11 protein-coding genes and 1 pseudogene are annotated in these 12,809 nt (G+C 55.7%); 3 read left to right on the top strand and 9 right to left on the bottom strand.

Translation table 11 applies throughout. The annotated features are described in order from the left end of the window. Window positions 1-186 precede the first annotated feature (186 nt). Together H3L92_RS05240 and nth are read right to left on the bottom strand one after the other, a co-directional pair. Complete coding sequence (locus H3L92_RS05240) at window positions 187-810, bottom strand: CDP-alcohol phosphatidyltransferase family protein (RefSeq protein ID WP_085364837.1); 624 nt, start codon at window positions 808-810, stop codon at window positions 187-189. A 367-nt stretch (window positions 811-1,177) separates the two neighbouring features. Next, window positions 1,178-1,813, bottom strand: a complete 636-nt coding sequence (gene nth, locus H3L92_RS05245; protein WP_085364836.1) for an endonuclease III — start codon at window positions 1,811-1,813, stop codon at window positions 1,178-1,180. Window positions 1,814-1,980: 167 nt separating this feature from the next. Between nth and H3L92_RS05250 the strand changes: the two genes are divergently transcribed. Beyond that, window positions 1,981-3,345, top strand: a complete 1,365-nt coding sequence (locus H3L92_RS05250) for an L-serine ammonia-lyase (RefSeq protein WP_085364835.1) — start codon at window positions 1,981-1,983, stop codon at window positions 3,343-3,345. A gap of 79 nt (window positions 3,346-3,424) precedes the next feature. On the opposite strand, the gene H3L92_RS05255 is transcribed toward H3L92_RS05250, so the two are convergent. The 7 genes and pseudogenes from H3L92_RS05255 to H3L92_RS13235 all read right to left on the bottom strand — a co-directional run bounded on the left by H3L92_RS05255 (window position 3,425) and on the right by H3L92_RS13235 (window position 10,220). Further along, window positions 3,425-4,225: an IS3 family transposase gene (locus tag H3L92_RS05255; protein WP_115336316.1), complete on the bottom strand. Its 801-nt coding sequence runs from the start codon at window positions 4,223-4,225 to the stop codon at window positions 3,425-3,427. After that, on the bottom strand, window positions 4,222-4,575 hold the full coding sequence (locus H3L92_RS05260; protein ID WP_115336317.1) for a helix-turn-helix domain-containing protein: 354 nt from the start codon (window positions 4,573-4,575) through the stop codon (window positions 4,222-4,224). Before H3L92_RS05260 ends, H3L92_RS05255 begins: the two co-directional genes overlap by 4 nt. Before the next feature lie 266 nt (window positions 4,576-4,841). After that, window positions 4,842-5,897 carry a sulfate ABC transporter substrate-binding protein gene (locus H3L92_RS05265; protein ID WP_372338540.1) on the bottom strand — a complete coding sequence of 352 codons (1,056 nt, stop codon included), beginning with the start codon at window positions 5,895-5,897 and terminating at the stop codon, window positions 4,842-4,844. A 358-nt stretch (window positions 5,898-6,255) separates the two neighbouring features. Then, window positions 6,256-7,704, bottom strand: coding sequence for a sucrose phosphorylase (gene gtfA / locus H3L92_RS05270; RefSeq protein WP_085364832.1), 1,449 nt, complete (start codon window positions 7,702-7,704; stop codon window positions 6,256-6,258). A 285-nt stretch (window positions 7,705-7,989) separates the two neighbouring features. Further along, window positions 7,990-8,772, bottom strand: coding sequence for a malonyl-ACP O-methyltransferase BioC (bioC, locus tag H3L92_RS05275; protein ID WP_085364831.1), 783 nt, complete (start codon window positions 8,770-8,772; stop codon window positions 7,990-7,992). Beyond that, complete coding sequence (bioF, locus tag H3L92_RS05280) at window positions 8,762-9,919, bottom strand: 8-amino-7-oxononanoate synthase (protein WP_115336318.1); 1,158 nt, start codon at window positions 9,917-9,919, stop codon at window positions 8,762-8,764. The genes bioC and bioF overlap by 11 nt, the downstream gene beginning before the upstream one ends. Window positions 9,920-10,016: 97 nt before the next feature. Next, window positions 10,017-10,220, bottom strand: a pseudogene (locus H3L92_RS13235) (lipoprotein signal peptidase). A gap of 76 nt (window positions 10,221-10,296) precedes the next feature. Here H3L92_RS13235 and H3L92_RS05285 point away from each other — a divergent pair. Both H3L92_RS05285 and murB read left to right on the top strand, forming a co-directional pair. Continuing rightward, entirely contained in the window at window positions 10,297-11,676 is a 1,380-nt protein-coding gene (locus H3L92_RS05285) for an MATE family efflux transporter (RefSeq protein ID WP_085364829.1), read from the top strand. Beyond that, complete coding sequence (murB, locus tag H3L92_RS05290; RefSeq protein WP_085364828.1) at window positions 11,676-12,713, top strand: UDP-N-acetylmuramate dehydrogenase; 1,038 nt, start codon at window positions 11,676-11,678, stop codon at window positions 12,711-12,713. Before H3L92_RS05285 ends, murB begins: the two co-directional genes overlap by 1 nt. Window positions 12,714-12,809: the final 96 nt, after the last annotated feature.

Consider the following 12,809-nt stretch of genomic DNA (forward strand, 5'->3'; position numbering starts at 1 on the left):
GATAGAAAAATTTAAGTATCGATTAAACAAATACTTGGGTTCCAAGCGTCTGGATTTCCGCCTATACGGGGATAGCGCAGCGGACTTGCGAAGCTAATGACGGCAGATAAACTTTTTTGGGTTTTGCAAAGGTCTCAGGCCGTCTGAACACACAATCGGCCGCCGCTTCTTTCAGACGGCCTGATGTCAGCGGTTTTTCAACAATCCGACCATATCGCGGATACGGTAACAACACGTCAGCGCACTGCCTGCGGCCACCGCCAACAAAGCAACACGCAACACATAAACGCTTTGCCAATAATACATTTCCAGCGTGCCTAGCAGGCAGGCGGCGGTGAGCACGGCCATGCGGTGCTGCTTGGCCATCGGCCCGCGAAAACTCTGCGGCAGCCCCAAACTGCCGCCGAACACGCGGATATAAGCCGTGCCCGCCGCCAGCAGCGCCGCCAGCCAACCCCATGCCGGCCAGCCAGCCGCATAGCCCAGCGCAATCAGCAGCACGCTGTCTGAAAAACGGTCGGGCAGTTCGTTAAACAAATCGCCCGCAGGCGTTTTCAAACCGCCCTCCACCGCCACCATGCCGTCAAACAGGTTGCACAACAAACGCAACTGAACCATCACCGCCGTAATAACCCAGGCAAGCGGCTGTGCGCTGAAACCCAACAGCAGCGCGCCGATGGCGGCAAACACCATGCCCAAGCAGGAAATCTGGTTGGGCGTGAGCACTTTGTTTGCCGCCAGCCAATGGGCAAACGATTGGGCGAAACGGCTGTTGCGGGAAGAAAGCGGGCGGCGGTTTTCGGTAGTCATAGATTAAGTTTTTCAAAAAGAAAAGCGGTTTGGGCGAAAGCTATTTTATAGTGGCTTAAATTCAACACAGACAAGGCGCCGAGCCGAAGACAGTACAGATTAAGTACGGCAAGGCGAGGCAACGCTGTATGTGTTGAATTTAAGCCACTATGTTTCATATTCTACCCGTTCGCGCCTATAATTCTGCGGCGGCAAACAGGCCGGAACCTTTGCAAAAAAACCAATTTAAACCTGAAAACGTTTGTGTCCCGTCATTCCTGCATAGGCAGGAATAACGATAATCGGATGTTTCAGACGGCCTAAACGACTTACAAAGGCCTCAGGCCGTCTGAAAATATTTTTCAGACGGCCTGCGGGCAATAAAACGCTACGGCACGGTTTTAGCCGGATATTCGCACAAATCGTTGATAATGCAGCGTTCGCACAAAGGTTTTTGCGCCTTGCAGGTGTAGCGGCCGTGCAGAATCAGCCAGTGGTGGGCATCGAGCAGAAATTCTTTCGGCACCAACTTCATCAGTTTGTCTTCCACTTCGCGCACGTTTTTGCCCGGCGCGATTCTGGTGCGGTTGGCAACGCGGAAAATATGCGTGTCCACCGCCATCGCCAACTGGCCGAAAGCCGTGTTCAGCACCACGTTGGCGGTTTTGCGCCCCACGCCGGGCAAGGCTTCCAACTCTTCACGGGTTTGCGGCACTTCGCCGTTGTATTTATCCAGCAGAATGCGGCAGGTTTCGATGATGTGTTTAGATTTGGTTTTATAAAGGCCGATGGTTTTGGTGTATTCCATCACGCCTTCCAAACCCAAATCCAGCATGGCCTGCGGCGTGGTGGCAACGGGGAAAAGTTTCGCCGTGGCTTTGTTCACGCCCACATCGGTGGCCTGCGCCGAAAGCAGCACGGCAATCAGCAACTCGAACGGGCTGTTAAAGTTTAACTCGGTGGTGGGGTGAGGATTGGCGGTGCGGAAACGCTCGAAAATTTCTTGGCGGATCAGTTTGTTCATGTTCGGCCTGCGGCTTACGGGGATATTGCGGTGCGGTATTATATATCGGAACGGCGCCGTATCCGATCTGCTTATGCCGTGCTTGATAGAATCCGCGAAACGCGCCATGATTGCGCCATGAGGCCGTCTGAAAAACATAACACACACATACGGAAACCCAAAACACCATGATCAGCATCTTCGATATGTTTAAAGTGGGCATCGGCCCTTCAAGCTCGCATACGGTAGGCCCGATGAAGGCCGGAAAACAGTTTGCCGACGAATTGATCACGCAAAACCTTTTGCACGAAACCGACCGCATCCGTGCCGAAGTGTACGGCTCGCTCTCGCTAACCGGCCGCGGGCACGGCACCGACACCGCCATTATCATGGGGCTGGCAGGCTATCTGCCCGACAACGTAGATATTGATTTGATTCCGAAATTTATCGCCGAAGTCAAAGAAAGCGGCAGGTTGGCAATCGCATTGGGCAAACAGAGCATACGCTTCCACTACCAAGAAGATATGGTGTTCCACAACGAATTTCTGCCGCTGCACGAAAACGGCATGACCCTTACCGCTTTTTCAGACGACCGCGAAATCTGCCGCCAAACCTATTATTCCATCGGCGGCGGTTTTATCGTGAACGAAAACGGCTTTAACTCGGCCCAAGAAGAACCGCCTAACGTGCCTTACCCTTACCGCAGCGCGGCGGATATTTTAAAACACTGCAACGACCACGACATTTCGGTTTCCAGCCTGATGTTCCGCAACGAAGCCGCCCTGCGCGGCAAAGACGAAGTGAACGCCTATTTGCAATACATCTGGCAAACGATGTCCGACTGCATCGAACGCGGCTTATCCGCCGAAGGCGTGCTGCCCGGGCCGCTGAAAGTCGTTCGCCGCGCCAACAGCCTGCACCGCTGGCTTTCGGCCAACCAATCGCTCCAAAACGACCCCATGCAGATTATCGACTGGGTCAATATGTATGCCCTCGCCGTCAACGAGGAAAACGCCGCCGGCGGGCGGGTGGTAACCGCACCCACCAACGGCGCATGCGGCATCGTGCCCGCCGTATTGATGTATTACCACAAATTCGTCGCCCCGCTTACGCAAGACACGGTCAACCGCTATCTGCTTACCGCCGGCATTATCGGCTCGCTCTACAAAATGAACGCTTCCATATCCGGCGCCGAAGTCGGTTGCCAAGGGGAAGTGGGCGTCGCCTGCTCCATGGCCGCCGCCGGCTTGGCCGAAATCTTCGGCGGAACACCCCAGCAAGTATGCTGCGCCGCAGAAATCGCCATGGAACACAATCTGGGCTTAACCTGCGACCCCGTGGGCGGGCAAGTGCAAGTGCCCTGCATCGAGCGCAACGCCATCGGCTCGGTAAAAGCCATCAACGCCGCCAGAATGGCCTTGCGCCGCACCGGCACTCCGCGCGTGGATTTGGATAAAGTTATCGAAACCATGTATGAAACCGGCAAAGACATGAACGCGAAATACCGCGAAACCTCGAAAGGCGGGCTGGCGGTTAAGATAGTCTGCAACTGAACGCGCCGCGCCCCTATCAAGCCAAAGGCCGTCTGAAAGTGAACTGTCCCCCAATACTTGGACAAGTTAAGAATCTTTATCAAACAGCCTTTTCAAGCTGGGTTCTGTAGCCGACAGGACTCAGCTTTTTCAAGTTTAAACTAATCCGTTCATGATTGTAGTAATGTATGTAATCATCTATTACCTCTGTCAGCTCCGCCACCGACAGCGCACCTTCCTGATAGAAACTCTCCGTTTTCAGTGTACCGAAAAAACTCTCCATCGGCGCATTGTCCCAACAATTGCCTTTGCGCGACATACTTTGCACAATCCCTTTCTCAGCCAATTTCGTTCGATAAGCCTCGGTGCGGTAAAGCACACCCTGGTCGGAATGCAGCAGCGGCGTTTGGCCTTTCAGACGGCCGAATGCTTGGTCCAACATTTGCGCCACCATTTTACTGTTTGCTCTGCGGCCTAAAGAATAGGCCACAATCTCCCGATTAAACACATCCAATATCGGCGATAAGTACAGCTTCCCGTCTGTGCATTTGAACTCCGTCACATCGGTCAGCCATTTGTCTGCCGGTTTGCCGGCGGTAAACTCACGATTGAGAATATTGTCCGAAGCCTCTCCCACTGTTTGCGGACGGTAGGTTTTTTTACTGCGGACTTTGGCTTTCAGTCCCAACAAACCCATAATGCGCTGTACTTTCTTTTTGTTCCACGACAATACGGCGGCAATCCGCCGGTGGCCGTAACGGCCTTTGTGTCGGCGGTAGACTTCGCTCACTGCGGTTTTGGCCGCCGTATCGGGATCGGTTTTGCCGGTGTGGTAGTAGAAACTGCTTTTGGGAATGCCGGCACTGTGCAGCAGGTATTTCAGCGGGTGCTTTGCCCTCAGCGTTTGGACGGTTTCGCAGCTTTGGCGGCGGCCGCTTCCTTTTCGTTGAGGGTTTTCATGTGCTTTAGGTAGTCGTTCTCCGCCCTCATGTAACGTAACTCTTCAATCAGTTCCGCCCGGGTTTTTTCGTGGTCGGGTTTGTCGGCGATAAACGGGTTTTTGCGTTTGGTCTTCATAGAGGCAGCCTGCGGGTGTTGGAGTGCGGCGATACCGCCTTGCCGGTAGGCGGCTATCCAACGGCGCAGGTGGGTGCGTGAGACGTTGAAGTGCTCTGCGGTGCGCTGTTGGCTGTGCACTTGGTGGTAATGGGGTACGGCTCGGTATTTGAAGTGTAGGTTATATTTGGACATAAGAAAACTGCACCTTTTAAAGTTGGAGGGGGTGTCCAATTTTTGGGGTGCAGTTCACCTTTTCAGACGGCCTTATTATTTAGCCAAGACTTGGAACCCTGTATATAATCAAGCAACTTAAGAAAAATCAAACTGGGTATGGCATACTGTTTTAAAGCCAATTTGAATTTCATAAAATATCAGGCCGAAACCTTTACAAGTCGTTTAGGCCGTCTGAAACGTTTCAGGCGGCCTGTTTTATTTTCTGGGTTACGATAAAAATTCTGTTATTTCTTGGCCGACAATTGATCAACCACACCGCCGTCGGCAAAGTATTTCTTCATGATTTCCTCCCACGAACCGAACACATCGTTGGGTTTGAAGGTTTCGATGGCGGGGAAGTCGGCCTTATGCTTTTCGAGCACCGCCGCATTGCGCGGGCGCAGGTAGAGTTTGGCGGCCAATTCCTGCGCCGGTTCGCTCCACAAATAGTTCAGGTATTCGGCCGCCGCCGCTTCGGTGCCTTTTTTCTCCGCCACGCCGTCCACTACTGCCACGGGGCTTTCCGACAGAATGGTGTAGCTCGGATACACGATTTCAAACTGGTTGGGCGCCAGCACGCGGCTCACGTGGTTGGCTTCGTTTTCAAAGGTGATCAGCACGTCGCCGATGTTGCGCTGGGTGAACGTGGTGGTGGCGGCACGGCCGCCGTTTTCAAACACGGGGGCGTTTTTCAGCAGTTTGGCGGTAAATTCTTTGGCTTTGGCTTCGTCGCCGTTATTGGCTTTGAGCGCGTAACCGAACGCGCCGAGAAAGGCATAGCGGCCGTTGCCGGTGGTTTTCGGGTTGGCAATCACGATTTGCAGGTTGTCTTTGGCCAAATCCGCCCAATCGCGCACTTGTTTGGGGTTGCCTTTGCGCACGAGGAACACGGTGGTGCTGGTGAACGGCACGGCGTTATCGGGCAGGCGGCTGCGCCAGTCGGCCTTCACCAGCCCTTTTTTCTCTAAAAGCTCGATATCGGAAGTTTGGTTCATGGTAACCACATCGGCCTGCAAGCCGTTGGCTACGGCCAGCGCCTGTTTGCTCGAGCCGCCGTGCGACTGCTGCACGCTGATTTCGGCACCCGGATGTTTGGCTTGATATTCTTTGATAAACAGCGGGTTGTATTCTTTATAAAAATCGCGCGCCACATCGTAAGACACGTTCAGAAGCTTGATGCCGTTGCCGGTTGCGCTTTGGTTTTCAGCGGCGGAAGCGGATGCGGCGGGCTTTTCTTCGGCTTTCGGCGAACAGGCCGACAGGGCCAGGGCGGTTCCGAACAGTGCGGAGAAAGAAAACAGGCGGGTTGCGGTCATGATGGTTCCTTAGCGGGAATATTAACGGCGCTACTTTATACAGGCCGTCTGAAAAAAGGAAAGAATGCTTGGTTTTATGCTTGTTGTATTTGGTTATATAGCTAACACAGAAAACATAAAAAGGCCGAGGCCTTTGCAAAATTCTTTTAAGCACCTTAAAACACTTGCGTCATGCTCGAGCTTGACCCGAGCATCTTTTTGTTTTAGAAGAAAAAGAGATACTCGGGTCAAGCCCGGGTATGACGAAATATAATATATTCAGGATTAAAGCGGCTTTTTTGCAAAGGCCTCAGGCCGTCTGAAATGCTTTCAGACGGCCTTTACCTTACGTTTGCCGTGCTGCTTACAGCGTGATTTCTTTGCTTTCGCCGTTCACGGTTTCGGTGATGGTGAAGGTTTTATCGCCGGTGTTGGCAACCAGTTTGGCCGACACGCCTTCGGCGGCATTGTTCCACACGATTTCCAGCTCTTTTTCGCCCAACGCTTTCACGGAGAACTCGCCGTCGAAGGCTTTGGAGGTGTTGCGGAATTTCAGCAGGTTGAAAAGCTGCTGCACTACGGGGCGTTTCACGGTTTCGTCGATTTCTTCCAAAGAATAGTAGTGGCGGTTGATGTTGCGGCCTTCTTTGGTTTTTTCCAGCAATTCGATGTCGTTTTCGCCGGCGAGCAGGCCCACGTAATAGATTTGCGGGATGCCGGGGGCGAAACATTGCAGCACGCGCGCCAGAATATAGGCTTGGTCGTTGTTGCCCAAAGCCGAATAGTAGGTGCAGTTGATTTGGTAGATGTCGAGATTATTGTATTCGGCGCTGGAATATTTTTTCTTCACGTTGGCGCCTTGTGCGTAGAGGGCTTCGCGGGTGGCTTCGCACTCTTCGTCGGTCATCAGGTCTTTCACGTCCACCACGCCGATGCCGTCGTGGGTGTCGAGGGTGGTGAACTGTTTGCGCGGGCAGATTTCCATCCAATGCACGAGGCGGTCGACATTGCCGCTGAACAGGGTGTGCAGCACCAGCATGGGCAGGGCGAAATCGTAAACGTAATAATCATGCTCGGCGATTTTGAGCTGGATGGTGTAGTGCTCGTGGATTTCCGGCAGCACGGTAACGTTGTGCGCGTCGAGCACATCGGTGCATTCTTTCAGGGTTTCCCAAATTTCCGGCTCCACGAAGAAGCAGTTGGTGCCGATTTTTTTGTTGGCATAGGCGAATGCGTCAAGGCGGATAATCGCCGCGCCCTGTTTGCTCAGAAATTCGAGGTTGTCTTTGATAAATTTTTTGGTAACGGGGTGGGTAACGTCCAAATCTACCTGTTGCTCATCGAAGGTACACCACACTTTTTCGCTGGTGCCGTCGGCAAATTCGGCCATGCGGTAAGGCGCGCGGGGTTTGCGTTTGTAAATCAAATCCACCTGCTCTTCGGTCGGCTCGCCGCCCGGCCAGAATTCTTTATAGCGGATAAACAGGTTGCGCCATTCGGAATCGTCTTTTTTCTGTTGGAAGTCTTGGAAATAAGGCGATTGGGCGGAAATGTGGTTTACCATAAAGTCGAACATCAGGTAGTAATCTTTCGCCAGTGCGTTCACGTCTTCCCAGCCGCCGAATGCGGGGTCGACTTTGGTGTAGTCCATCGGTGCGAAACCGCGGTCGCCGGAAGACGGGAAAAACGGCAGGATGTGCACGCCGCCGATCACGCCCTTCATGTGTTTTTCCAACACGTTTTTCAAATCTTTCAGATTGTTACCCAGGCTGTCGGCATAGGTAATCAACATGGCTTCGTTTTTCACTTGCATGATTTTCTTCCTGTAGTTAAATGTCGTTGGGTTGCGCTTTTATCGCATCACGCCCGGCGGGTATGACACCGATGTCAGTTTTGTGGCACATCATATCAAACTCTCGGCAGAAATCAATTAGTTTAGTTTAATGAAAACGTTAGCCGGCAAGACTAATTGATGTAAAACAAACTTCGGCCGTATCCGCATGGTGCGGCGAAGGCTTGATATGTAGTTTCATTCCCCGATATGGCGGCAGGCCGTCTGAAATATTCTTTCAGACGGCCTGCCGTTTGCCGCACGGTTTCAGTCGCCCGCCAATATATAAGCAATCCGGTAATCCAAAGGCAGCAGGCCGTCGGGGCGGCGCAGGGCTTCATAGGCCGCGCAAAACCGCTGCCAACGCCGTTTACCTGTCAGCCCCTTGTTTTCGCGGTTGCCGACGTGATTGGCGCCGATGTTTTTCAAGCTGCCAAGCAAGTCTTGCAGATCGGCAAAGGTTTGGGTGTGGGTGCGGGTTTCGGTTTGGGTGTGCGCAAAGCAGCCGAAAGCGCGGCGGATTTCGGCCTCGCCGAGAAACGGGTTGGTGTGCGCGTCGCTGTCGGCCGCCCGCCAGGCGCCGCCCAACTGGTGCAGGCTGCCCTCGACGACGGTGGCGGCGGCAACCGTGCCGCCGTTGCGGGTTACGCGCCGCATCTCGGCGGCGGCGGCGGAAAGATCACACCATTGCACGGCCAGACTGCTGAAGCAGGCATCGACGCTGTTGTCGGCCAGCGGCAGCCGTTCGGCATCGGCCAACAGGCAGAAAGCGGCGCGGCGGTGGCGGGCGGTGTGGCGCAGCATGCCTTCGGCCAAATCAAGGGCGATAACGGTTGCGCCGCGCGCCTGCATCTCTTTGCCGAACCAGCCGCTACCCGCGCCGATGTCGAGTATGGTTTTGCCGCGCAGGCCGTCTGAAAAGCGCGCTTCGAGCATGGCGAGCAGGCGGCTGCCCACTTCGCGCTGCAAGACGGCCGCTGTGTCGTAGGTGGCGGCGGCCTGGCTGAATGCGCGGGCGATTTGCTGTTTGTGCGGGGTTTCAGACGGCATCTTGCAAACCTTTTACTAATGCTTCGATATGCCGGGTTTCGTGGGCGGCGCTGAGGGTGATGCGCAGCTGCGCCCGCCCTGCCGGCACGGTGGGCGGGCGGATGGCCGGCACATATAAACCTCGGCTGCGCAATGCTTCGGCGGCGGCTAATGCACTTTCGTTGCTGCCGCACACAAACGGCTGGATAGCGGTTTCAGACGGCAGTAGGCGTTCTGCCAAACCGCCCTGCGCCAAGGCCGTCTGAAAAAAACGGATATGCCGTTGCAGCTTGGCGCGCAAATCGTCGGCAGCTTGAATGCGCCCGATGGCGGCGGATAAGGCGGCGGCCTGCGCGGGCGGAAAGGCGGTGCTGTAAACCAGGTGGCGGGCGAATTGAACGAGATATTCGGCCACGGTGTGGCTGCACAATACCGCCGCACCCATCAGCCCGGCGGCTTTGCCGAAAGTTACCACCAGAATATCGGGCTGTTCGCCCGCTTCCGCCGCGCTGCCCCGCCCCTGCGGGCCGCACACGCCGAAGCCGTGGGCATCGTCGATCAGCAGCCAGGCACCGTATCGGCGGCACAGGGTTTTCAGACGGCCTATGTCGGCCTTGTCGCCGTCCATGCTGAACACGCCTTCGCTTGCCACCAGCACGCGCCTGCCCTGTGCGGCGGCCAACTGCTGCTCCAGCACTTCGTAGCGTTGGTGGGCGAAACGGCGGTAAACGGCGGGGGAAAGGGCGGCGGCCTCCTGCATCGAGGCGTGGCAGAATTTGTCGGCCAGCAACACATCATCTTTGCCCAACAGGCCGAGCAGCACGGCCTGATTGGCGGCATAACCGCTGGGAAACAGCAAGGCGCGTTCGTAACCGAGCCAGCCGGCAAGCTGCGTTTCCAAATATTCGTGGGCATCGGTGTGGCCGCAAACCAACGGCGAGCCGCCGCTGCCGCAGCCGTAATCCGCCAGCGCCTGCTGCCAGGCGGCAATCACGGCGGCATCGCGGCTGAGGCCGAGATAATCGTTGCCCGCAAAGTTCAGATAACGCACGCCGCCGCTCTCCAGATAAGGCGGCGGCGTGCCGGCGCGGCGCACGGTGCGGCGGCGGTAGGCCTGCGCTTGCGCGCGCGCTGCCAATGCGGCTTGCAGGTGAGTGTTCCAGTTCATTGCGGGCAAACGTTGCGGGCGGTTTTAAAGCGGCAAAGTGTGTAATGTTTCAGACGGCCTGTCAATTGCAAATCCGCCCGAAACGAGGCTTTTTTTGTTACACTACACGCCGCATTTTCAGACGGCCGGTCCGATGGGGTAAAGGCCGAGACCTTTGCAAAACCCCCGGATGTGGATGCAGTTCAAGGCGTAGCAGCGCAGCGAGCGCAGACATATCAGATAGATAGGCAAGCGAGCGAGCAGTACCCTAAAGGGCATAAACGCACAACGCAGAAATGCGCCGCAGATGGGGTTTTTGCAAAGGTCTCAGGCCGTCTGAAAACTTTAACAACGCTTAAAATTTCCGGCCACGCCCTGCCCTATACACAACCGAACCTATGCTTCTCGATTTAAACCGCTATTCTTTTCCCGTTTTCAACAAAGAAATCAAAAAACTCTCCCTGCTGGCCCTGCCCATGCTGCTGGCGCAGGTGGCGCAGGTGGGCATCGGTTTCGTCGATACGGTGATGGCCGGCGGTGCGGGTAAAGACGACTTGGCGGCGGTGGCGTTGGGCAGCAGCGCATTTGCCACCGTGTATATCACCTTTTTGGGGGTGATGACGGCACTCAACCCGATGATCGCCCATCTGTTCGGCGCGGGCAAAACCGCCGAAGTGGGCGAAACGGGGCGGCAGGGCATCTGGTTCGGCATCATGCTGGGGGTTATCGGCATGCTGCTGCTGTGGGCGGCGGTGCCGCTGTTCCAGCATTTTCTGAGCCTGAGCGACAAGGTGGAGCGGATGATGGGGCATTATCTGCTGTTTGTGGGCTTGGCCATGCCTGCCGCGATGGTGCACCGCGCCCTGCACGCTTATGCTTCCAGCCTCAACCGCCCGCGCGCGATTATGGTGGTGAGTTTTTTGGCGTTTCTGCTGAATATTCCGCTCAACTATATGTTTGTGTACGGCAAATTCGGTATGCCGGCGTTGGGCGGCGCGGGCTGCGGCTTGGCCACGGCGCTGGTGTTTTGGTTTAATGCAGCGGTGTTGTGGCTTTATGTGGCCAAACAGCCTTATTTCCGCAGCTTCGGTTTAACCGCCCGTTTCAGCCGCCCCAATGCCGGCGCTTTCGGCAGAATCTGGAAACTGGGCGCGCCCATCGGTTTGTCGTTTTTTCTCGAGGCGAGCCTGTTTTCGTTTATCGTGTTTCTGATTGCCCCGTTGGGCGAAGACTATATCGCCGCGCAGCAGGTGGTGATCAGCCTCACCGGCGTGATTTATATGATTCCGCAAAGCGTGGGCGCGGCGGGCACGGTGCGGGTGGGTTATTCGCTCGGGCGCGGCGAATATGCGCGGGCGCGTTATATTTCGGGCGTGTCGCTGGTGTTGGGTTTGGTGCTGGCCGTGCTGACCGCCGTGCTGCTGGTGCTGCTGCGCTACCCGCTGGCGGGTATGTACACCGATGATGCCGCCGTGTTGGGCATTGCTGCCGCCGTGCTGCTGTTTGCGGCGGTGTTCCAGCTTGCCGACAGCACCCAATGCGTGGCTTCTTATGCGCTGCGCGGCTATAAAATGACCAAAGTGCCCATGCTGATACACGCGCTGGCGTTTTGGGGCTTCGGCCTGCTGCCCGGCTATGCGCTTGCCTACGGCTTGGATATGGGCATTTATGGTTTCTGGACGGCGCTGGTGCTGTCGCTTTCGGTGGCGGCGGTGCTGCTGGTTTGGTATTTGGAATGGTGCAGCCGCAGAGAAGCGGCGCGCAAAAGGATGTTGTGATGCAAGTGATGCACGATGTGGATTTAACCCCGCTCAACACGTTCGGCCTCAAAGCCCGCGCGCGTGATTTTGCGGTGCTGGAACATGAAAACGACCTATACGAAATCGTGAAACTGCCCGCATTTGACCGCGAAAGCGTGCTGTGGCTGGGCGGCGGCAGCAATATTCTGCTGATGCGTGATTATCAAGGTTTGGTAGTTCATGTAAAAAACAAGGGAATCCGCGAACTTTCCCGTTCAGACGGCCTCGTTTATATAGAAGCGCAGGCGGGCGAAGTGTGGCACGATTTCGTGCTGCACACGCTCGAAGCGGGCTTGAGCGGGCTGGAAAACCTGAGCCTGATTCCCGGCAGCGTGGGCGCGTCGCCCGTGCAGAACATCGGTGCCTACGGCGTGGAAGTGAAAGACGTGATACACAGCGTGCGCTGCTTCGATTTGGATACCCGCACGTTTGTTACGCTTAATAACGCCGACTGCCGCTTTTCCTACCGCGAAAGCCTGTTCAAACAAGCGGGCAAAGGGCGGTATGTGATTACCGCCGTGGTGTTCGCCCTAAGCGAAACCTTCCGCCCCAATGTGCGCTACGGCGACTTGGCCGCAGTGGTGGAACAAGCCTGCGCGGGGCGTAAAATCACGGCTAAAGACGTGTCCGACGCCGTGTGCTTTATCCGCTCGGGCAAACTGCCCGACCCCGCAACGCTGGGCAATGTGGGCAGCTTTTTCAAAAACCCCGTGGTAGATGCAGAAACGGCGCAGAAACTGCTGGCGCAGCACCCCGCCATGCCGCACTACCCGCAGGCCGACGGCTCCGTCAAGCTGGCCGCAGGCTGGCTGATCGACCGCTGCAACCTCAAAGGGTTCCAAATCGGCGGCGCGGCCGTTCACAACAAACAGGCGCTGGTGTTGGTAAACAAACAACAGGCAGAGGCACAAGATGTTTACGCATTGGCGCAACACATCTGCCGCACCGTGCAGCAAGCCTTCGGCGTGGCTTTGCAGGCGGAACCCAACTGGCTGCCGGCAGATTTTCATGTGTGAAACCACACACAGGCCGTCTGAAAAACAAGAAGTTTTAGAGCATAAATACTTTTTATTGATATAATCACCGCCGATATAATTAATAAAAACGCCGTA

This window comes from Neisseria dentiae, assembly GCF_014055005.1.
Classification (GTDB): Bacteria; Pseudomonadota; Gammaproteobacteria; order Burkholderiales; family Neisseriaceae; genus Neisseria; species Neisseria dentiae.